A 21,083-nucleotide genomic window follows, 5' to 3' on the forward strand; every position below is an offset into this window, starting at 1 on the left:
CGTCCTTGATGAAGCGCTAACTCAGCAGCGATAAACCACACGCTCGGCCCGCCACTCATGCGCCTCGAAATCGCTGGCGCACAGGGCCGAGGTGTTACCTGCGGCACGAGCGGCGAGGCGCGATAGCGTTTGCATCTGAATACCGCGGGTACTCTCCAACTGTTCGCTTACCGCAAGCGGTACCCAGTGTTCTTCCTCTAACGTTGCCAGGGTAAAGCTAAACGGATGGAAGCCTGGGAAGCCGAGCCGAATATCGGTGGCGATCAGCGTCTCTTTTCCTTCTAGCAGCCGCGTTTCATAGCGTAAAAAAGAACCCGCAAACCACATTAAACGCTCTCCCTGTTGGCTGGCCAGGGCGAACGTCTCTAGCCCAGCGTTACGAATTAATGGTTCGAAACGCGGTTGACGGTCGCCGTCAAACACACTAATCAGGCTTTCATGGTAGCGATCCCCGTCGATCACCGTGGCGCGCCATAGCACAATGTTAAACGGCGTTGGCTGTATCAGTAGCGGAGCCTCTTCAAGACCCTGTTCTGCCAGGGCAGGGGCAAGACGTTGCTCTACCACTAATTTCGCACCCGCTGCCATCATTAGGTAAACACTCGTGATGGCCAGTCCCCATGTGCAGGCTTTGCGTACCCGCTGAGAGACCAAGGCAACGCCCAAGGTAAATAGCAGCGGCAGTGTATAGAGCGGATCGATAATAAAAATAATCGGCCACGCGGTGGGAGCAAGATCAAGAGGCCAAAGCAACTGGGTGCCGTAAGTGGTTAGCGCATCAAGCAAAGGATGGGTAATCAGAATAAGAGCAAAAAAGCACCACCAGCGGGGTAGGCTAATATCTTTTGCAGGAGCAAATCGTGTGCATAGCAGCGCCAACAGGGTGGCTAACCCTGTTAGTACAAAAAGCGAATGGCTAAAACCGCGATGCTCGGTGACATTGGCGACGGCGTCGCCATAATCCAGCGCTACATCAAAATCGGGCAGGGTGCCGAGTACGGCACCGATAAGGATGGCCTTACGGCCAAGGCGGCGGCCCAGTAAGGCTCCGCCAATGGCTGCGCCAAGCGCGGCTTGAGTGACTGAATCCACAGGTTTCTCCGACGGGTAAACCCAGCTAAGATAAACGTTATAATTTAATTATACAGCGTTGCAGCGATTTATTTCTGTTGTCACGTTTTTGTAAAGTATGACCAAGGCCGTTTTTAACAGGAGTCGATATGCAATATCTACATACCATGGTGCGTGTCAGTGACCTGGATGCTTCGCTGCATTTTTACTGCGATCTGCTGGGTCTTAAAGAAGTTCGCCGAAAAGAGAACGAGAAAGGACGCTTCACGCTGGTGTTTCTGGCCGCACCAGAAGATGAGCCACGCTCAGAGCGGCTGACGGCTCCGGAGCTTGAGCTGACGTATAACTGGGATCCCGAAGAGTACGCCGGTGGGCGTAATTTCGGCCACCTAGCCTATCGGGTGGATGACATTTATGCGCTCTGCCAACACCTTCAGGACAACGGCGTGACGATTAACCGCCCACCTCGTGATGGCCATATGGCGTTTGTTAAATCACCGGACGGAATCTCTGTGGAGCTGCTGCAAAAAGGCGATGCCCTGGCACCACAAGAGCCATGGGCTTCTATGGAAAACACCGGTAGCTGGTAACAATGACAAAAGGAACGATCACCATGAAAGGTTGGCGCTTATTACCACTGTTGGCTTCCGCTGCGCTACTGTTAAGTGCTTGTAGCAGTTCGCCGGGGCCAAGTTCTACACCACAACGGGGCGCCAACGATGCCTCGCTTGAGGGCGCCATTGTTGAACAGCGTTGGAACCTACTGTTGGTGGGCACCGATGAGCGGCTCTCCATGCCGGAAACGCCTTTTTTCCAGATTTCAAAAGAGGGCAAAGTTAGCGGCCACGACGGCTGTAACCGCTTTACTGGCGAAGTAACACTCGGTGAAAACCAGCGCATTGAGTTTAGCCCGTTAGCCACCACCCGCATGGCGTGCCCGCAAATGGGCGATGCCAAGCGGGTCACGGATATGCTGGAGACCGCCTATCGGTATTTGATTGACCATGATCGGTTGGTCTTCTTTGGCCCGGATAGCCGGGTGCTAGGCGGCTGGCGCGAAGGTAACTGATTCAGCCAGTTAGCCTTCAAAAGGCGGATTGAAGCGGGCGATAAAGCGCGCATCAATCCGCTTTTTCCATTGCCATACCCACTTGCCGGATACCCCAAAGCCTCCGCGGCTGGCAATCGCGTGGCCGTCGCCAGTGCCAATGAGTGCCAACACCCGTTTGGGTGGCTGCCAGGGGAGCAATGGTTCGCCGTGGCAGGCGCGGCGAAGGTTATCCGCTAAGTGTGGCCCCATGCGCACCGCATAAACCCCTGCGTTGGGCAGCGCTGGGGTAAACGCTGCACAGTCGCCAGCGGCAAACATATTCGGCTGGTCGCTAACCTTCAGTGAATGGTCAACGCGGATAAAACCGTGTTGATCCAACGGCAGCCCAGTCCCTGCCAGCCATGGGTGGCCGACAGCCCCCGTTGCCCACAGGACGATGTCCGCATCGATGCGTTTACCGTTCTGGGTGGTTACTCCGCCTTCAATCAGCGTTTCGCCGCGTTGTTCAACGTGAACGGTAATCCCTGCCTGTGACAGCGCGCGTCGCATTAGCCAGCGTGGCACGTGCCCGGCATCGGGCAATAGAGCGTTAGAGGCGCTGAGCAAATGCCCCTGCCAATCAATATCCGGGCGCTGTTTGCGCAACTGAGCCAGTACGCTCATCAATGTTTCACAGCCCGCAGCGCCACCGCCAACGCCCACCACCCGTTGGGCGCCGCCGCTGGGTAAATGGCTAATATCATTTTGCAGTGCCTGCCAGCGCTGGTGCAGACTACTCAATGGGCGCATGGCGAGTAGCTTGGGGAGGTTCTCCCCAAGCTGGTGAGGAGACGTTAGAGTCGAACCAATGTTGACGGAGGCCACGTCAAAGTTAACGCGCTCGCCATTTGCCAGCGCTACGTAATGCTTCTGGGTGTTGATCGTGTTTGCTGGGGAAAGAATTAGCCGAGCATTGGCTCTTTGGCACAATGCTTCCACGTCGATCTGTGTCTTGCGCAGCGTACACTCCCCCGCTAGCCATGCGGGTACGCTGCCGGAGTAAGCTGCTAAAGGACTATCACTCACCACGGTAATCGCGATGCTTGGTTCAGGCTGTTTGGCAAAGGCTTCGAGTACAAAGGCGTGGGCATGGCCCGCACCCATGAGTAATAATTGCTGCATGGACATCGCCTATAGAAGAAGCAAGGTGCTGTTGGGGATTAACAGACAAAGACTTGGTTTTTACCCGCCAATTTAGCCAGATACATGCCTTGATCCGCCCGCTCAAATAGCTGGCGAGGCCGGTCGCCGGGCTGGGCGAGGGTCAGGCCGATACTGATTGTTAATTGGCCAGCGATGTCGAAGATGTGTTGCTCCACGTTGCGGCAGAGCCGGTTAGCCAGCTTTAGACTGGCGTCTTGGTCAAGCCCCTTGGATATAATGACGAACTCTTCACCTCCCCAACGCCCAAAGTGATCCTCATGTCTCAACGTTTCCTGCACTAACTGAGCCATATTACGCAAGATATCATCGCCGGTTGCATGCCCATAGGTATCGTTAATATTTTTAAAATCATCAATATCAAACATCAACATGGCAAAACTGACTGACGAATTGATCAAATCCTCAATCACCAGCTCTGTATAGTAGCGGTTCCAGCATTTTGTTAAGGGGTCGGTGTGGGCCAAGCCCTCAAGGCGTTGATTGGTTTTGGTTAACTGGCGGTTGAGATGAACGACCTCCTGGGCCGTTATGGCCACGGCTAAATCGTCGGCCAGCTCAATCATCATGGAGGCTTCCTGCGGCATCCAATAACTCAAGACGTCTTGAAGCATCGTATCAGCAACCAGAGCGGGGAGTAGCGGCTGTTGGCGAAATAGTAGTAACCAACCCAAGGAAGCATTGGCGACGCTTAGCGGGGCCGCTAAACCTCCTTGGCAGCTGCCATTCAGCTCGGCGATTTCGTCATGGGGATTGTGTTGATTCAACTGCTGTAAATGATGAAATAACTGGTGCTTCGAGGGACACTCGCCAAAGCAGTGAAGATCGCCCTGATAAGCCAGCGCAATGCCTTCGGCCTGAAAAATATCGCACCAGCTAGCGCCATGATGCTGCAAAATATCATCAATGGAAGTCAGTTTTTTAATATCTCTGGACAGCAATCTGCGGCGAGACTTTAAACCTGATTGGCGAGTGACCATACGCTCTGCTTTTAACAAGCGTAAGCGTTGGGATGCAAGATCGACGAGTAGCTGGATCCACTTGCCAGGCCCAGCGTGAACCGCAGGTGGATGCCCAATATACCCCCACACTTCATGCTCGCCCTTTAGTTCATACAGTTGCAGCTCTGAGGCGGCTAGATCGTCGTAACAATGAATAGCGAGCAGCGCGTGGTGAGAGGCGAGGGTACTTTCCAACGGATAGTAGTACGCCAAACGAAGGTTTCCTGTGCTTAAGCGGCGATAAAGTGCCACTGGTTGACCCTGGGTAAGCGCATGCAGCGTTTTGGTCAGCAGTTCAAAAAGCTCGAGAGGGGTTGCCGAGCGGCATAGTAGCGCCAGCTTATGACACAGGTCGTCGAGATTTTGCACCGATGGAGATAGTGTGCCACTCATTCTGAATGACTCCTCAAGCGCCGCATTTCAGCGCTTAGCATAGCAACTCGCCTAATACTGCTAAGCGAAAACTCGAAATTGAATTAATGATTCAATCAAAAGGTGAACCGTTATTCAACTGTTATTGAACAATCGCTTCACATTGGCGGCATGAATGAAAAAATCATGTTCGCCGAGCGTCTAAAAGCGGCACTGGAAGCAGCGGGTTACGAAGCGCGGCCGTCAGTGCTTGAGCGGGAATTTAATCTGCGCTATTGGGGAAAGCCGATCACGTTTCAGGCCGTTAGGCGCTGGCTGCGTGGTGATTCGATCCCCAGTCAGGATAAGCTCCAGGTTTTGGCTCGCTGGCTGTTAGTCGACCCGCACCACTTGCGCTACGGCGCCAGCACCGCTTATACGGTCAGTGAACCTTCCGCAAGTTGGGACGTTTCATCCACCAGTGAAGAGCGCCAATTGCTGGCACTCTACCGGGAGCTTCCCGCTGCCCAGCGTAAAGTAGTGCGCGAAATTATTGAAACATTCGCTAAAGTGCACCCGCCTGCTAACGGGCGTAACGATTAGGTCGACTTATTTTTTCTAATTATCTTTCAATTCGATGTGCTAGGTGTCAATTTTCTTAGCTGAACTGTCACCGCGTCGCCAATTGAAGTAGTGCTTCAATAGTGCCAGCACTCGTTCGGGCTTGTGGGCGTTTTTCCACACCCCGGCAGTGGCCTTTGCCGCCTCGCCCAGCGTGGGGTAGGGGTGGATGGTACCCAGTAGTTTGTTGAGGCCCAGACCGTGCTTCATGGCGAGGGTAAATTCACCCAGCCATTCACCGGCGTTTTCCGCCACGATGGTTGCACCGAGAATCTTGTCTCTGCCGGGCACGGTAAGCACTTTGATAAAGCCTTGAGTGGCACCTTCGGCGATGGCGCGGTCGCTTTCGCCCATGGCGTAGCGGGTAACTTCAAAGGCAATGCTCTGTGCGTTAGCCTCTTTTTCGTTTAATCCCACCCTTGCCACTTCCGGCTGTACATAGGTGACGGCGGGCATATAGCGGTAATCCACCGCAAAGCTTTTCAGCTCGCCGAACAGCGCATTGACGGCCGCATGCCACGCCTGATGAGCAGCAGCGTGGGTAAGCTGATAAGGCCCTGCCAAATCACCGCAGGCCCAGATATTGGGTAGGCGGGTTTGCAGACGCTCGTTAAGTTCAAGGGGGCCCGCTTGGGTGGTCGTGATGCCTAGCGCTTCGAGCCCTAAGCCTTCCACATTGGCCTGGCGACCGGCACTCACCAGCAGGTAGTCCAACGGTAGTATTTTGCGGTCGCCGTCATGCTCCACCACTAGCTGATAGCCTGTCTCTCCGTTGAGAACTTCCAACGCCCTGGCATCGGTCATCACCGACACGCCTTCGCCCGCCAGGGTGCTTTCGATTAGCTCACCGACCTCTGGATCTTCACGGCCCAGCAGTTGGGAAACGCCTTCCACCAGGGTGACCTGGCTACCCAGGCGAGCGAAGCTCTGACTTAGCTCACAACCAATGGCACCGCCGCCCAGCACCACTAAACGCTTGGGCAATTCAGTAAGCGACCAGAGGTTCTCGGAAGTTAAAACGGGGGCGCTCTTAATACCCGGTAGCGACGGCACCCGGGGACGTGCGCCGGTGGCCAGCACGATATGCCGGGCGGTGAGGATTTTATCGCCGACCTGTATTTCCCAGGGCGAGATCAGCCTGGCGTGCTCTTGGTACACCTCAACGCCCAAGCCGTTATAGCGCTCTATACTGTCGTGGGGTTCGATATCGCTAATCGACTGATGCACATGGCCCATCACCTTGGCAAAGTCGACCTGCGGCTCGCTGGCAGTCACTCCGAACCGGTGTGCGGTGCGAACCTCATGGGCGGCGCGGGCGGCACGAATTAACGCTTTAGACGGAACGCAGCCGGTATTCAGGCAATCGCCGCCCATCTTGTGTTTTTCCACCAACGCCACTTTGGCGTTCACGGCGCTGGCGATATAGCTGGTAACCAGCCCGGCTGAGCCGCCGCCGATCACCACAATGTCGTAGTCAAAGCCCGCTGGCCGGGTAAAACCTTTATAAGCTTTGCGCTTCTGCACCAGTTGTACAATGCGTCGAGCTATCCAGGGGAAGATGGCCAGCAGTAAAAACGAGGCGATAAGCGTCGGTGAAAGAATACCCCCCAGGCTCTCTAGCTCGCCCAACTGCCCACCCGCATTCACATAGATGGCGGTGCCGGGTAGCATCGCGAGCTGGCTTACCCCGTAAAAAGTGACGGTTTTTATGCGCGTTAGACCCATGACCAGGTTGATCATAAAGAACGGAAATACCGGCACTAAACGCAGGGTAAATAGATAAAGAGCGCCATCGCGCTCCACGCCGCGATTCACCGAGGCAAACTGGCGCGGAAAGCGCTTTTCGATAGGGCCACGGAAAAGAAACCGTGAAAGTAGAAAGGCCAGCGTGGCCCCCATGGTGCTAGCGAAGGAGACAATCAGTAGCCCCCAGCCGAGCCCAAATAGCGCACCGCCAAGTAAGGTCATCAGCGTGGCGCCCGGCAGTGAGAGCGCCGTTATCACCACATAAACAGCAAAAAAGATCCCCGCTACCTGCCAAGGATTTTGAGTAAATGCCGTTTGGAAGTCGCTTTGGTATGCTTTGATGGTTTCCAGGGTGAACCATTGATGGGCACCGCTAATGAAAAACACACCAATGGCTGTGATCAGTAGCGCTGCAATAATCAAACGTTGTCGGGTCACAATAAAAACTCCAGCGCTAATAAGGGAAGTATCGGTTGTCACTGAGTGAGGAGAGCGCCCGTTTCCTTACACTGAAACGGCTAATTAGAGATTCTCTAGCTCCTTCCAGCGCTGCCAGTCTTCAGGGCGATCCACGTCCCAAATAGTCGCGGGGTAGGCGACCTGGAGGCCTAATGCTTCAATGCGCTGCTGCGTGGTGGTCAGCACGCGTTGGGTACCCCAGGGGATATCTTCAAACAACGCAGGGTAGTCTTGGCGGGTGCCTACAAAACCGTAGCCGCCATCTTCGGCGGGTAAAATCACCACCTCAAAGCTGGTCAGCTGCTGCGCGCAGGTGGTGATCAGCGCGCTAGTGATACTCGGGCAGTCACTGCCCATTAGCATGGCAGGCCCTGGAGTACTGTTCAGGGCATGGCGAACCCTTGCACCTAAGTCACCCTCTGGCTGGGCGCTTAGCGTCACACCAAATGCCTCGCGAAGCTCAATAAACAGCGGGTGGGCGTGATCAAGCGCTGTCCATAGTGTGACATTGGCGGCAGGCAGCGCTTTGCAGGCATTTGCGACGCAGTGGCGTACTAGCTCCGCGTGGGCGTTGGCAGCACCTTCCAAACCGAGTAGGGGCGACAGGCGCGTTTTAGCTTGCCCCGCCAGCGGCGCTTTGGCTAGCAGGTGCAGGTGGGGCGTTTCAGCGGGCATCGCGATACTCCTTGGCGAGTTGGGTTGCGCTAACGCCGCGCCAGTAGCGGTAGCGCAGCCGCCACATCAGGCGGATCGTTTTCCAAGCGCCGACCTCATCCCAGCGCCTGCCCGAGCTTACCACTTTCGCCTGCAAACAGGCGGGCCGAGACACCCGTTTGAGCCGTTTAGACAGCTCAATGTCTTCCATCAGTGGCTGTTCGGGAAAACCACCGGCTGCTTTGAAAGTGCTCGCACGCATAAACATGCCCTGGTCGCCGGTGGCGATGCCGGTGAGCCGTGAGCGTTGATTCATCATCCAGCTCACCACGGGCAGCCAGCCGCTGCGGCCTGCAAGCTCAATATCAAAGCGCCCCCAGGCGTGGCCGTTAAGCGCTTGGGTTATCTGCTCAACGGCGTTCTTGGGCAAGTGAGTATCCGCGTGCAGGAACAGCAGTGCGGGCGCAGTGGCATGCTGAGCGCCCAGGTTCATTTGCAATGCTCGTCCGGCTGGGCTGCTGAGCACTCGATCTGCTAGTGGTTTGGCAATGTGAGCGCTGGCATCACTGCTCCCGCCATCCACGACAATGATCTCAACGGGTATCGCAATGCGCTGGTCGCGCAGCGCTTGTAGCGGTGTCAGTGACGCCTCAATTCCCGTGGCCTCGTTAAGCACCGGTATCACGATGCTCAGCCGAGGTGGTTGGTCAGCCGAGCTCAATAACCGGCCCTCCTGCTGCATTGGCGTCCTCGTGGTCATGGGTGACCAGGAGCGTAGGCAGGCCTGCTTCGCGTAGTTGGCTAAACACCAGTGTGCGCATCTCCTGGCGCAGCGCCGTATCCAGCTTGGAAAACGGCTCGTCCAGCAGCACCGTTCGCGGCTTGGAGAGTAGCAGGCGCATCAACGCCACGCGTGATTGCTGGCCGCCGGAAAGGGTGGCGGGGTCGCGGGACTCAAAGCCTGCTAGCCCAACCTGTTCAAGTGCCTGAGTAACCTGCTGGCGCTTGTCTTTTTGATGGCGAGGCAGTCCGAAGCGCAAGTTGCCGCCCACGCTTAAGTGCGGAAATAGCAGCGGATCCTGAAACAGAAGCCCGATGTTGCGCTGTTCGGCGGGAAGGCTGAGCAAATTGCGCTCGCCCAGCCATACGCCGCCGCTAGCGGTGAATTCGCGATCAAGAAAGCCTGCAATATACGCCAATAAGGTGGATTTTCCCGACCCCGAAGGTCCCATGACCGTGAGTACTTCACCGGAGCTAATAGTGGCATCCACTACCAGTAACTCACGGCCTGCCAGGGCGATGCTAACTTGCTCAAGGCGTAGCGGCGCGCAAAAAGAAGCTGTCACATTGTCCCTCTTAAGTAGCTAAATCACGGCGGTGGGTACCCAATAAACGGGGCAGCCCTAAGGCAAGCATAAAGCCAATCAACGGTAACCCAGCCTGCACTAATGCCCAGACGCCGATTAAACGTCGATTACTGCCAGAGGCAAGCGCGACTGCCTCGGTCGTCACGGTGGTCACGCGGCCCGCACCGAGTAACTGGGTGGGTAAGTATTGGCCAATACTCACTGCCAAGCCTACGGCAAACGCTGTTAACAGCGGCGCGAGCAACAGCGGCAGGCGAACCCGCCAAAAAGCGGAGCTGCGTGACACCCCCAGTGAACGCGCTACCTTTAACCAGCGTGGATCCAATTGGCGATAGGTTTCGGCCAAGGAGAGGTATACATAAGGCAGTACAAACAGCAGGTGACCAGAGATAACCAGACCAAGTTGAGGGCGAATGCCCAGGCTTTCAGCGGCCACGATTAGCCCAAATAGAAACGCAATTTGCGGCACTAATAGGGGCAAATAGAGTAACCATAACGCGCGCTTGGGTTGAATGTGCTGACGGTGTTCATTTTCCAGCGTTGCTAGCACTAGTGCCGTGGCCAAGACGGTAGAAACAAGTCCAATCAATGCCGTATTAATGAGCGGTGTAGCCAGCATAGGGCCGCTGCGTTGCCAGTGATCCAGCGTTAGCATCTGTGGCAACACTTCTGGAAAGCGCCAAAAACCGGCCAGTGAAAATAGCCCCAACCCAACTAAGGCTGCCAGCGCTGTGATACTCGAAAACAGTAATGCCGAGCGGCCAACGAGGCGCAGGATGATTTCGCCACGCTGGCGGCTGCCATTGATCAGCCAGTACCGCGTCAGGCTGCGGATCAGCTGTTCTAACAACCACCAACACAGCAGTGCAGCGACAGTGACGCCCAGTTGCAGTACCGCCGCCGCCGAGGCCATAAAACGCTGGCTGATATCCGGGTCGTTGAACCAACCCAAGATAGATACGCTCAGCGTGGGGGGCAGCTTCGGGCCAAGAATCAGTGCCATATCGACGACCGAAGTGGCATAGGCGATCACTGCATAAACCGGCAGGCGAATCAGTGGGTAGAGCGAGGGAAGCACCGTTTTTAACCAGCCGATGGTAGGCGAGTAACCTAGCGACCTTGCCAGCATCAAGCGCTTCTCCGGCGCTAACTGCGGCAGTGCCGCCAGGCTCATCAGCAGCAAAAACGGTACTTCTTTTAGCACCAACCCCGCCATTAGGGAGAATCCCCAGGGATCGTTGATGATCAGCATGTCCAGGGGGCGCTCCCATCCTGTTAGCGACGGCGATATCAGCCGCGCCACCAAACCCGAAGGGGCAATCAAAAAGGCAAACCCAAAGGCGATAGCGGCGTGAGGGATGGCGAGCAGCGGTGATACCAACCGTCGCATGCCGCGATCTAACCAAGTGCCCCGACTGGCGGCCAAAAACAGCACCACAATTACCAGCGCTACGGCTGTGCTGACTAACCCGCTGGCAAAGCTAACCATCACTGAACGTCCTAGCCCCGGCTGGGCGAACAGCATTTGCCAGGGGGCTAAACTAGCGCCATGGCCGCCTAGCGTTGGTAAGTAGCCAAACGCAGGCAGCAGCACCATCATCAGACCCGCCCCAACGGGGAGTACTAGCAGGGCAATGATGAGTGCTGGGGCCAGTCGCAGCATCGTTAGTTAACGCCGTAACGCTCAAGCCAGGCATTTTGCAGGGCGGTCATCCAACTGGGGTGTGGTTCGGGTAGGGTGTTGGACAGCGCGTCCGCCGGTAGCTCGGAAGGATGGCGATCACCCTGCTCGAACAGCGCCTGATTCTCGGCGTCTAGCTGATCGATATCCAGTACGCTGCGGTCTCCCCACATCGCTAGCGACTGCTTTTGCGCCTGAGCTTCCGGTGAAAGCAGGAAATTGGCGAGCACCATGGCCCCGGCTTTATGCGGCGAGTTATAGGGGATCGCCACAAAGTGAACGTTACCCAAAGTGCCGCCTTCCAGCACGTAGCTGCGCACGCTTTCGGGCAGCTCATACTCCATGACTGCCACGGCGGCATCGGTGGGGTAGAACGAAAAAGCCAAACTTAGCTCGCCGTCGCTCATCAACGTGCGCAGGTTGGGGCCGGAGTCGGGAAAGGTACGACCACTGCGCCACAGGTGCGGGTGCAGCGCATCTAAATAGGCCCACAGAGGTTTGGTGACAGCCTCAAAATCGCTTTCTGAAACTGGCTGGTAAAGCGCCTCCTCCTGATCGGTGAGCTCGATCAGCGCCTGCTTTAAAAAGGTGCTGCCGGTGAAGTCGGGAATACGCGGATAGCTGAACTGGCCGGGATTGGCTTTGGCCCAGGCGAGTAGTGCCTGCATATTCTGGGGTGGTGTCTCGGTTTGAGCGCTATCGTAAAAAAAGGTGATCTGCGCTTTACCCCAGGGCGATTCATAGCCTTCTGTAGGTAACGTGAAGTCGGTCACCACCTCAGGGTTATCGGCGGCATTGGTGAGCGCAAAATGGGGCAGCGACTCAGCGAAGGGGCCAAACAGCAGGTCGCTTTCGCGCATCGCAGCGAAGTTCTCGCCGTTGATCCAAATCAGGTCGATACTGCCCTCGGTGTGGTTGCCCGCCTGCTTTTCTGCCAGTACCCGAGCTAACGCGCTGCCGGTATCGTCCAGCTTTACGTGTTCCACATCGACGCCGTACTGTGCCTGCATTTGCTCCGCCACCCAGTCGATGTAGCGATTGGTGCGCGTATCACCGCCCCAGGCATTCCAGTAAACGGTTTGGCCTTCGGCCTGTGCCACGACACTTTGCCAATCACTAGGGTCGGGGTTGGCTGATGCCGGAACCGTGAAGGCAAGCATCGTGGTGACAATAGCGAGGCGAAGAGGGTGGCGAGTAGGCATCGAATATCCCTTTTGTTAGAAGCGTAAGCACAGCTAAGAAATATTAGTAAAATTAGATGTTATAGGGAAACCTGCAAACACTGTAGCTCGCTGTGCACGTGATCAATAATGTTTAACGATAAGTAGTGCTCAACGCGGTCGCGCACGTGGTCGATCACGGCGGGATCCGTGAGTTCAGCGGACCAGTCTTCCCCGCGCTGCTGGGCATCTACGGCGTTTAAGTGCTGGGCGCGCCACTTGGCACACCAGGTTAACGACCAGAGCCAGGTAGCGCGGCGACAGGCAATGAGGGTGTCGATGTCCGGCGTTTCACCCATGGTGGCTTGCCAGCGGCGATAAAAGCTAATCACGTCACTTAGCGATAGCACCGCTTGGCTGCTTACGTCCCAGGTGGTCGAGGTGTAGAGGCTGGTGTGGGCGAGGTCGATACCCGGCAGGCCGTAGCGGCACTTCTCTAAATCCACCAACACCGCGCGGCCATCGTCGTGGATTAAGAAGTTGCCAGGGTGGGTGTCAAAGCTAATCAGTGTCGGCGCGGCATCGCTTAAGTGAGGTGGCAGTAAGTCCAGCTCCTGCTTAATGCGCTGGGTGACCTTGCTCGAAAGTTGCGCGTCGCTCAACCAGTTAGCCTGCTGACGCACTTCATCTATCATCGCTTGCCATGGGTCTTCGGGGGCAAGCAGTGGTGCCTGCTCTGCGACACTGGGCAGCGGTTGGCTATGCAAGCTGGCTAGAGCATCCGCGATGGCAGGCAGGTCTTCCGGCAACTTGGCCAAGCGGCCACGGATAGCCTCAACCAGTAACCCACCCCGGGGCAGTGCCTCGCTCGGCGGCAGAGTGCCGTAAAGTGCTGGCGTGTGTCCGCCAGGACTAGAGCGCTGGTAGCAGGCAGTCTGATAGGCAAGGTTCTCTTCAGGCGGCAGATTCATCTGACTCTGCTTCGGCAGTCGCGCCACCCAGTCATCGCCCACGCTGCGATGGATCCACACATGATCATGGGCCAGCCCGGTATCCGCCATCGGCGTAAGCTCATGGTATGCAATCCCGGCCCGCTTTAATTCGCTTGCCAGAGCCTGTAAACGCGCTTCGGTTGGTGTCGGCATAGAGCAGTCCGTGTCGTTGCTGAATCAGCGATGCCACTTAGTGGCCGTTCTTGTACCAACCTTACACGTTTCGTAAGAAAATGTGGTTAAAGTGAGTGGTAAGGGGACCAATATGTCATGCGCTAGCGCTGCATAGATATTATGAGTCATAACTAATAAGTTAATTATCTTCGGAGTATTTTCTGCTAGCGTTGTGGTTAAGTAGATTTTGTGGGATTAGAGCGGGCGTTGTCGGGATTGCTTACCGTTAACAGCCATCGCCATTTACGCGCGAGCAATAGCTGGTGCCTGGTTCATTATTATTGAGACGGCAGTTTTTGTATCGGGGGAATTATGATTCGCACCACCGAGGAGCTATACCAGCTATATCCTGAGCCAAAGGAGAGAGCGCTGAAGAAGCAGCTATCGCGACTTGACCGGCACTGTCAGCGATTTATCGAGCTTTCTCCCTTTGTGGTCATCGCCACTGGAAACGCGTCGGGCTTTGATGCGTCGCCACGTGGAGGAGAGCCAGGTTTTATCAAGGTGGTTGATGACCTTACTTTGGTAATTCCAGATTCTCCAGGTAATAACCGATTGGATTCACTTAAAAATATTGTCGAGAGCGGTCAGGCTGGATTGCTGTTTTTAATCCCAGGGGTCGATGAGACGCTACGCATAAATGGCGCGGCGCATGTCTCGGTGGATGAAGAAAAGCTGCAGCTTTTTGCATCAGAGAAGCGAGCACCAAAAGTGGTTATTGAGGTGACGGTTGAGGAGGCTTACCTTCACTGCGCTAAAGCCTTTATGCGCTCCAAACTATGGGCAGATGAGAGCCGTCGCGAGCGTTCCGTATTGCCGACGATGGGGCAGATGATTCACGAGCAAATAGGTCGTAGCGGCTCCCCCGAGTCACAGGAAGAGATGCTTGCGCGTTACGCACAAGATATTTAGCACCTCAGGGGCCCTCATCATCATGCAGGAAGATCTCGATCATGAGTGACGTAAAGAGCAGAGTATTAACCCCGCAAGATTGGCAGCTTTATAAGTTGGCGCGGTTGAACTCTCTTGAGGATGCGCCTGACTCTTTTGGCTCAACTTACGAGCAGGAAGTAACGCTCTCAGACACTGAATGGCAGACACGCTTGGATCTGAAATGGCGAGGCCTGGACGCTCTGCCCTTAATTGCTGAGTTGGAGGGCCAAGCGGTTGGCCTAGCCTGGGGGGTAATACATGAGCCCGATACGAAAATGGCGCATATCTACCAAATGTGGGTTTCACCTGCGCTGCGAGGGAAGGGGATCGCCAAGTCTCTTCTATATGAAATTAGTACCTGGGCTGTAAATAAAGGGTGTGAGTGTATAAAGCTCGCAGTAACAACAAGCAACGAAGCTGCAGTTGGTTTTTATACCTCGTCTGGATATCTTCCAACGGGGCCGCTTGAAGCGCTGAGGGTTGGTTCCGCGCTTATGGTGCAGCCAATGGTTAAACGGTTGGGTAATACGCAATAACACTCAGTCTGAGTGAACCGACATAGTAGCCGACAGCTTCAAATTCAAAAATATCGAATTTAATTTAAAAGAGCATTTCTGTTAGCCCAATGCTCTCAGTACAGCCTTTGGTTCCTTGGCAACGATATGCAGTAATGCCAGCGCTGGACCATGGGAAGTGCGATCACCTCGTTCCCAATGTCGTAGTACGGTTATCAGCATTGCCACGTTAACTGTAACCGCCCATTTTTTGAAACCGCACTGCGCATTCATTCTTGTGTCGTCAGGGCTTCACGAAACAGGGTCTCGCGAAAGAGGGCCTCAATGCGTTCCTGGGTACGGGCATACCAAGTCTCGTCCTTGGTCACCGCACCCTGGGCGTTGATGGGGTGGGTGGGAATATGCAGGCGCATGTCCAGGCCACTGTCGCGGTGGGTGGTAACCTGCATAGCAGCAGAGCGTCGCGTTGGGCCATAGGGGATATGCCGGGCCAACTCCACTTGGCGCTCGCTGGTGGTGGCGAAGCGGATAAATGTTTGGGCCGCCTCGGGGTTCGGGGCACCGCGGGGGATCGCCCAGGTCTCATGTTCCTGGAGCTGGCCGTCCCAGAGGATCTCGATGGGCAGGTCGCGCTCCACCATGGCGGCGAAGAAGCGGCCATTGTAGCCGGAAGCCATGACCACCTGGCCCTCCTCCAGCAGGCGCACCGGGGTTTCACCGGCCTCCCACCAGTGGATATTGTCGATGCTTTGCAGCCGGGCGAAGGCCAAGTCCAGGCCGCGGCGGGTACTGAGCAGACGGTAGAGTTCTTCCCGGGGAACCCGGTAGGCGAGTAGCGCCCACTCCAGATTAGCCGCGGGGGTGCGCTGTAAGGCCCGGGGGCCAGGGAAACGCTGTTGATCGAAGAGATCGGCGATGCGAGTGGGGCGCTCCCCGGGGAAAGCATCACGGCGATAGGCCACGACGGTGGCAAAGATCGAATGGCTGATAAAACAGCGACCCAGGGCGCCAGGAAGGAAATCTTGGGATGCCGGAGTGCCGTCCGGCGCTGAGGCGGTTAGCTCGGGGGGGAGCGGTTTCAGCAGCCCTTCTTCGCAGGCTGCCATGGCCTCGCTGCGGGTCATATCGAGTACGTCCCAGGGGACATCGTTCTCCGCCACGGCCTGGCGGAGTTCCATCAGGCCGCCGTTATAGCTGTCCACTGCCACCGGTACATCATGGGCTTCGGTGAAGGGTGTGAAGAGGGCACGGCGCTGGGCGTGCTCATAGGCACCGCCCCAGCTCAATACCGTCAGAGAGTCGGCAGCGTCGGGCTCTTCCGCCCTGATGGGGGTTGCCAGGACGAGCAGCCCTGCCAGAAGTCCTGGGATCAATCGTCTAGCCAGCACCGTGTTCCTCCCGTCGTAGGGCGTCGCTGTGATGCAAGAAGGCTCGAGCAATGCTCGACTCATAGACCACCCCCAAGAAGCGCCGTTCGTCATCCACGACGGCGATGGCCTCGCCGGTGACCTTTTGTAGCTGCTGCATTGCCTCCCAAAGTGAGGCGTGCGGATCTAGCACTGGGCGGGGCGTTTCGGGACAGTCGGCCAGGGTTGTGGCCTCGCTGCCTTCGCGGAAGGTCTCCAGGCTCGCCAGGGTCACGCAGCCTTGGTAGCGCCCTCGGCCGTCCACCAGATAAGCTTCGCCATGGCCCGCTTGACTAAGGCGCGAGATGGCCGCTTTCAGTGGGGTCGCGGGGGCCAGGGTGACGGCATCATGACTAATCAACTCGGTCAACCGCGCCTCCTGGAGCACGGCGCGGCTGCGGCCAGCGGAGAGATCCAAACCACGGCGGGCTAATTGAATATCGAATAGCGAGCGGCCGAACAGTTGGGCGGCCAGAGGATTGGCTAGCGTGACGCTGGCCAGGGCGGCGGTGGTCAACGCATAACTGCCGGTAAGTTCGAAGACGATCAGCAGGGTGGTAAGAGGCGCGCCGAGAACCGGTGCGGTGACCGCGACCATGCCGCACACCGCATAGAAGATAAACGTCTCCTGGCCACCGCCCAGCTCCGCTACCAGGGTGCCGGCTAGGGCACCGAAGAGGGTGCCGATCACCAGCGCTGGGCTGAAGACACCACCAGCGAAGCCCAGCCCCAGGCACAAAGCGGTCGCGGCCAGCTTTAGTAGCAGTACCATCAGCAGCTCGCCGCCGCTATAGGCCCCGGGCAAGGTGGCGAAGCGCAGGGTTTCTTGGCCCATGCCGAGAATATCGGGTACCCAAAGAGCCGTTAGGCCGAGCAAAGCCCCGGCGAGTGCGGGATGAAGGCTGGTGGGCAGCGGTAGCCGCTTGGCCAGCTGGCCCATGGCAAGAATGGCATGCATATAGCCTCCAGCCACCAAGGCGCCTAGGCCACCCAAGGCTAGGAAAAGGGCGAATTCCCAAGGTTGAGGCACGCCAGGCTCAGTGATATGGAACAGCGTCCCCTGAGCAAGCAACTGAGTGGCCAGCACATAGCCGACGATGGCGGCGGCAGCCACTGGCGCGAAGGCGCGCAGGGCATAGTGGCGTAGCACGACTTCGTGGGCGAAGACAATGCCCGCCAGTGGCGCATTGAAGGCCGCAGCGATGGCTGCCGCTACCCCGCAAGCGATAGTGATATTGTCCTCTGAGCGCCCCAGGCGCAGCAAGCGTGTGATTAGGGAGCCGAGAGTCGCGCCGAGATGTACCAGGGGGCCGTACTGACCCACCGAGGCGCCTGCGCCTAACGACACCAAACCGCTTAACGCTGAGAGAGCACCAGCCTTGGCGGGTAGGCGACCTCGGCGGGTCTGGACGGCAGCGATGGCGTCGGCAGGGGTATGGGAGCGGCCCCCAGGCAGGCCGCGGTGCAGTTGACCAACGAGCAGCCCCCCAAGGGTTGGCACCAGCAGGGTGGCCAGGATCACCAGAGTGGTGTCTGCAGCCATCATCTGGCCTCGGGGGGAGATCAACAGCAGGTCGTTGAGCCATACCACCGCATTGACGAAGCCAACGGCTACAAGAGCCGCCACTCCGCCGACGACACTGCCCAAGAGTACCAAGCCAAGGAAACGCAAGACTGCCAGGGGGTGTCGGGGCGAAACGCTGTCTGTGCTGGGGGAGTCCATTTACCCGTTATAGGCGCTATCCGATCAGCGGGCAAGCGCGCCGGCGCCATGCCGCCAGAGTTGCCTGGCGCCGGGGGAGGACTTACAGCGCTGAGATTTTAGCGCGCTGTTCTTCCAGCAACTGCTTGGTGGCTTGGAATTCGGCCAGCTTGCCGCGCTCTTTATCCACCACTGCTACCGGGGCTTTGGCGATAAAGCCGTCGTTGCCAAGCTTCTTCTCGATGCCGCCGATCAGCTTGTCCTGCTTCTCAATCTCTTTGCTTAAGCGGGCGATTTCGGCGTCTTTGTCGATGAGATCCGCCATCGGTACCAGCACTTCCATGTCGCCCACCAACTGCGTGGCTGAGAGCGGGGCGTCGTCTGGGTTTTCAAGCCAGGTAACGCTTTCCAGCTTGGCGAGTTTGGAAAGGAAGCGACGGTTGCTCTCCAGGCGCTCGGCGTCTTCGGGCTTGCCTTTGGTGAGCAGCACGTCAAGCGGTTTGCCGGGGGCGATGTTCATTTCTGCGCGGATGTTACGCACGGCGATGATGACGCCTTTCAACCACTCGATATCCAGGCTGGCCTGGTCGTCGATTTTGCTTTCGTCGGCTTCTGGCCAGGCTTGCAGCATGATCGACGCATCGTCACCCATATACACGCCTGCCAGCGGCGATACGCGCTGCCAGATCTCTTCGGTAATATAAGGCATCATCGGGTGAGCAAGGCGCAGAATCGCTTCGAGTACGCGCACCAGCGTGCGGCGGGTACCGCGCTTCGCCTCTGCCGTGGCATTTTCATCCCACAAAACAGGCTTGGAAAGCTCCAGGTACCAGTCGCAGTACTCGTTCCAGACGAACTCATACAGCGCCTGGGAGGCGTGGTCGAAACGGTACTCGTCCATCGCCTTGGTGACCTGGGCTTCGGTTTTCTGCAACTGCGAGATAATCCAGCGGTCGGCCAGTGAAAGCTCAACCTCTTCACCACCAGTGCCGCAATCTTCGCCTTCGGCATTCATCAGCACATAGCGCGAGGCGTTCCACAGCTTGTTGCAGAAGTTGCGGTAGCCGTCCAGGCGGCTCATATCAAACTTGATATCACGCCCGGTGGTGGCTTGGGAGAGGAACGTAAAGCGCAGCGCATCGGTGCCGTGGGCTTCAATACCGTCTTTGAACTCGTCCTTGGTCGCTTTGGCAATCGCCTTGGCCTGTTTCGGCTGCATCATATTGCCGGTGCGCTTTTCGAGCAGCTCATCCAGCGTGATGCCGTCGATCAGGTCGATGGGGTCGAGTACGTTGCCTTTGGACTTGGACATCTTCTGCCCTTGGCCGTCGCGCACCAAGCCGTGTACGTAAACCGTCTTGAACGGTACCTGCTTGGTGAACTTCAGGGTCATCATAATCATCCGGGCAACCCAGAAGAAGATGATGTCAAAGCCGGTGACCAGCACGCTGCTGGGGTGGAAGGTTTCAAGCTCTGGCGTCTCTTCCGGCCAGCCGAGAGTGCCGAACGTCCACAGGCCCGAGCTGAACCAGGTATCGAGTACGTCTTCATCTTGCGTCAAGGTGACATCGGGGCCGAGCTCATGCTTCTTGCGAGCCTCGGCTTCGCTGCGGGCAACGTAGACATTGCCTTCCTCGTCGTACCAGGCCGGGATGCGGTGGCCCCACCACAACTGGCGGGAGATACACCAATCCTGCAGGTCGCGCATCCAGGCGAAGTACATGTTCTCGTAGTTCTTGGGTACGAACTGGATATCGCCATTTTCCACCGCTTCGATGGCGGGCTTGGCGAGGGACTCCACGGCCACAAACCACTGGTCGGTGAGCAGCGGCTCGATGACATCGCCCGAACGGTCACCATAAGGCAGGGTGTTGTTAACGGCTTCGACTTGCTCTAGCAGGCCCAGGGCATCCATGTCGGCAACGATCTGCTTGCGCGCTTCAAAGCGGTCGAGACCTGCATACTTGGCAGGCAGAGTGGCGTCTACATCGGGCTGGGGCTGTCCTTTCAGGTCGAAGATCTCAGCCTGTTCAAGGATCGCCGCGTCTTTGGAGAAGACGTTTATCAGCAGATGGTTCTGGCGCTTGCCGACCTCGTAGTCATTGAAGTCGTGGGCGGGGGTGATCTTGACGCAGCCCGAACCTTTCTCCATATCGGCGTGCTCGTCAGCAACCACCGGAATACGGCGACCGACCAACGGTAGCTCGATAAATTTGCCGATCAGGGAGGCGTAGCGCACATCTTCCGGGTTAACCGCCACGCCGGTATCGCCCAGCAGGGTTTCCGGGCGAGTGGTGGCGACCACGAGGTAATCCTTACCGTCGGTGGTTTTAACGCCGTCTGCCAACGGGTAGCGGAAGTGCCAGAAGCTGCCTTGCTGCTCTTTGTTTTCCACTTCCAGGTCAGAAATGGCGGTGTGCAGCGTGGGATCCCAGTTGACCAAGCGCTTGCCACGATAGATCAACTTCTCTTCGTGCAGGCGCACAAACACTTCTTGTACCGCTTTGTAGAAGCCGTCGTCCATGGTGAAGCGTTCGCGAGACCAGTCGACGCTAGCGCCCATGCGGCGCAGCTGGCGGGTAATATGGCCGCCGGATTCGTGTTTCCACTCCCACACTTTGTCGATAAACGCATCGCGACCAAGGTCGTGGCGGGTCTTGCCCTCTTCAGCCGCAATTTTGCGCTCCACCAGCATCTGCGTCGCGATACCGGCGTGGTCGGTGCCTACCTGCCACAGGGTGTTATTGCCCTGCATCCGTTTCCAGCGCGTCAGGGTATCCATAATGGTGTCCTGGAACGCGTGGCCCATGTGCAGGCTGCCGGTCACATTGGGCGGTGGAATCATGATCGAAAAAGGCGTGCCCTGGCCGGAGGGCGCAAAACGGTTGTCGGCTTCCCAGCGCTCGTACCAGCGGGTTTCGATCTGTTCGGGTTGGTAGGTCTTTTCCATGGAGAGTTGGCTCACGGCTGGCGAGAAATGTGCAAAGTTTGAAAATATA

Annotated in this window: 18 protein-coding genes; 5 read left to right on the forward strand and 13 right to left on the reverse strand. The window is 57.1% G+C overall.

Going from position 1 to position 21,083, the window contains the following annotated elements; translation table 11 throughout:
- Window positions 1-21 precede the first annotated feature (21 nt).
- Window positions 22-1,092: a metal-dependent hydrolase gene (locus HALTITAN_RS22705; protein ID WP_009288500.1), complete on the reverse strand. Its 1,071-nt coding sequence runs from the start codon at window positions 1,090-1,092 to the stop codon at window positions 22-24.
- 128 nt (window positions 1,093-1,220) lie between these two features.
- Between HALTITAN_RS22705 and gloA the strand changes: the two genes are divergently transcribed.
- Together gloA and HALTITAN_RS22715 are read left to right on the forward strand one after the other, a co-directional pair.
- The gene (gene gloA / locus HALTITAN_RS22710; protein ID WP_039860650.1) at window positions 1,221-1,661 is read left to right on the forward strand and encodes a lactoylglutathione lyase; all 441 of its coding nucleotides are present in this window, start codon (window positions 1,221-1,223) and stop codon (window positions 1,659-1,661) included.
- 23 nt (window positions 1,662-1,684) lie between these two features.
- The gene (locus tag HALTITAN_RS22715; RefSeq protein ID WP_035537745.1) at window positions 1,685-2,140 is read left to right on the forward strand and encodes an META domain-containing protein; all 456 of its coding nucleotides are present in this window, start codon (window positions 1,685-1,687) and stop codon (window positions 2,138-2,140) included.
- A 9-nt stretch (window positions 2,141-2,149) separates the two neighbouring features.
- Here HALTITAN_RS22715 and HALTITAN_RS22720 read toward each other — a convergent pair whose 3' ends face one another.
- Both HALTITAN_RS22720 and HALTITAN_RS22725 read right to left on the reverse strand, forming a co-directional pair.
- Window positions 2,150-3,289 (reverse strand): FAD-dependent oxidoreductase, encoded by a 1,140-nt coding sequence (locus HALTITAN_RS22720; RefSeq protein ID WP_009288502.1) that lies wholly within the window; start codon window positions 3,287-3,289, stop codon window positions 2,150-2,152.
- Window positions 3,290-3,321: 32 nt separating this feature from the next.
- On the reverse strand, window positions 3,322-4,716 hold the full coding sequence (locus tag HALTITAN_RS22725; RefSeq protein ID WP_009288503.1) for a GGDEF domain-containing protein: 1,395 nt from the start codon (window positions 4,714-4,716) through the stop codon (window positions 3,322-3,324).
- Between the two features lie 165 nt (window positions 4,717-4,881).
- Between HALTITAN_RS22725 and HALTITAN_RS22730 the strand changes: the two genes are divergently transcribed.
- Window positions 4,882-5,277, forward strand: a complete 396-nt coding sequence (locus HALTITAN_RS22730) for a transcriptional regulator (RefSeq protein WP_276316028.1) — start codon at window positions 4,882-4,884, stop codon at window positions 5,275-5,277.
- A gap of 39 nt (window positions 5,278-5,316) precedes the next feature.
- On the opposite strand, the gene HALTITAN_RS22735 is transcribed toward HALTITAN_RS22730, so the two are convergent.
- From HALTITAN_RS22735 to HALTITAN_RS22765, 7 genes are all read right to left on the reverse strand, one after another.
- Window positions 5,317-7,479, reverse strand: a complete 2,163-nt coding sequence (locus tag HALTITAN_RS22735; protein ID WP_039860653.1) for an FAD-dependent oxidoreductase — start codon at window positions 7,477-7,479, stop codon at window positions 5,317-5,319.
- An 84-nt stretch (window positions 7,480-7,563) separates the two neighbouring features.
- Window positions 7,564-8,175, reverse strand: a complete 612-nt coding sequence (locus HALTITAN_RS22740) for a TIGR04282 family arsenosugar biosynthesis glycosyltransferase (RefSeq protein ID WP_009288506.1) — start codon at window positions 8,173-8,175, stop codon at window positions 7,564-7,566.
- Window positions 8,165-8,875 (reverse strand): TIGR04283 family arsenosugar biosynthesis glycosyltransferase, encoded by a 711-nt coding sequence (locus HALTITAN_RS22745; protein WP_039860670.1) that lies wholly within the window; start codon window positions 8,873-8,875, stop codon window positions 8,165-8,167. The genes HALTITAN_RS22740 and HALTITAN_RS22745 overlap by 11 nt, the downstream gene beginning before the upstream one ends.
- Entirely contained in the window at window positions 8,862-9,500 is a 639-nt protein-coding gene (locus tag HALTITAN_RS22750; RefSeq protein ID WP_039860655.1) for an ATP-binding cassette domain-containing protein, read from the reverse strand. Before HALTITAN_RS22750 ends, HALTITAN_RS22745 begins: the two co-directional genes overlap by 14 nt.
- Window positions 9,501-9,510: 10 nt before the next feature.
- The gene (locus HALTITAN_RS22755; protein ID WP_039860657.1) at window positions 9,511-11,184 is read right to left on the reverse strand and encodes an ABC transporter permease; all 1,674 of its coding nucleotides are present in this window, start codon (window positions 11,182-11,184) and stop codon (window positions 9,511-9,513) included.
- Between the two features lie 2 nt (window positions 11,185-11,186).
- Window positions 11,187-12,404 carry an ABC transporter substrate-binding protein gene (locus tag HALTITAN_RS22760; protein ID WP_009288507.1) on the reverse strand — a complete coding sequence of 406 codons (1,218 nt, stop codon included), beginning with the start codon at window positions 12,402-12,404 and terminating at the stop codon, window positions 11,187-11,189.
- A gap of 59 nt (window positions 12,405-12,463) precedes the next feature.
- A complete protein-coding gene (locus HALTITAN_RS22765; RefSeq protein WP_009288508.1) occupies window positions 12,464-13,507 on the reverse strand; it encodes an aminoglycoside phosphotransferase family protein in 1,044 nt (347 codons plus the stop codon).
- Between the two features lie 333 nt (window positions 13,508-13,840).
- Between HALTITAN_RS22765 and HALTITAN_RS22770 the strand changes: the two genes are divergently transcribed.
- Window positions 13,841-14,440, forward strand: coding sequence for a pyridoxamine 5'-phosphate oxidase family protein (locus HALTITAN_RS22770; RefSeq protein WP_009288509.1), 600 nt, complete (start codon window positions 13,841-13,843; stop codon window positions 14,438-14,440).
- A gap of 41 nt (window positions 14,441-14,481) precedes the next feature.
- Window positions 14,482-14,997 carry a GNAT family N-acetyltransferase gene (locus tag HALTITAN_RS22775; RefSeq protein ID WP_009288510.1) on the forward strand — a complete coding sequence of 172 codons (516 nt, stop codon included), beginning with the start codon at window positions 14,482-14,484 and terminating at the stop codon, window positions 14,995-14,997.
- Between the two features lie 248 nt (window positions 14,998-15,245).
- Here the strand turns inward: HALTITAN_RS22775 and HALTITAN_RS22780 are convergent, their stop codons facing one another.
- The 3 genes from HALTITAN_RS22780 to HALTITAN_RS22790 all read right to left on the reverse strand — a co-directional run bounded on the left by HALTITAN_RS22780 (window position 15,246) and on the right by HALTITAN_RS22790 (window position 21,034).
- The gene (locus tag HALTITAN_RS22780) at window positions 15,246-16,364 is read right to left on the reverse strand and encodes an ABC transporter substrate-binding protein (protein ID WP_039860659.1); all 1,119 of its coding nucleotides are present in this window, start codon (window positions 16,362-16,364) and stop codon (window positions 15,246-15,248) included.
- Window positions 16,354-18,105, reverse strand: coding sequence for a chloride channel protein (locus HALTITAN_RS22785; protein WP_039860660.1), 1,752 nt, complete (start codon window positions 18,103-18,105; stop codon window positions 16,354-16,356). Before HALTITAN_RS22785 ends, HALTITAN_RS22780 begins: the two co-directional genes overlap by 11 nt.
- Window positions 18,106-18,187: 82 nt before the next feature.
- On the reverse strand, window positions 18,188-21,034 hold the full coding sequence (locus HALTITAN_RS22790) for a valine--tRNA ligase (protein WP_039860673.1): 2,847 nt from the start codon (window positions 21,032-21,034) through the stop codon (window positions 18,188-18,190).
- Window positions 21,035-21,083: the final 49 nt, after the last annotated feature.

Origin of the sequence: Vreelandella titanicae BH1, assembly GCF_000336575.1 — a bacterium.
Classification (GTDB): domain Bacteria; phylum Pseudomonadota; class Gammaproteobacteria; order Pseudomonadales; family Halomonadaceae; genus Vreelandella; species Vreelandella titanicae.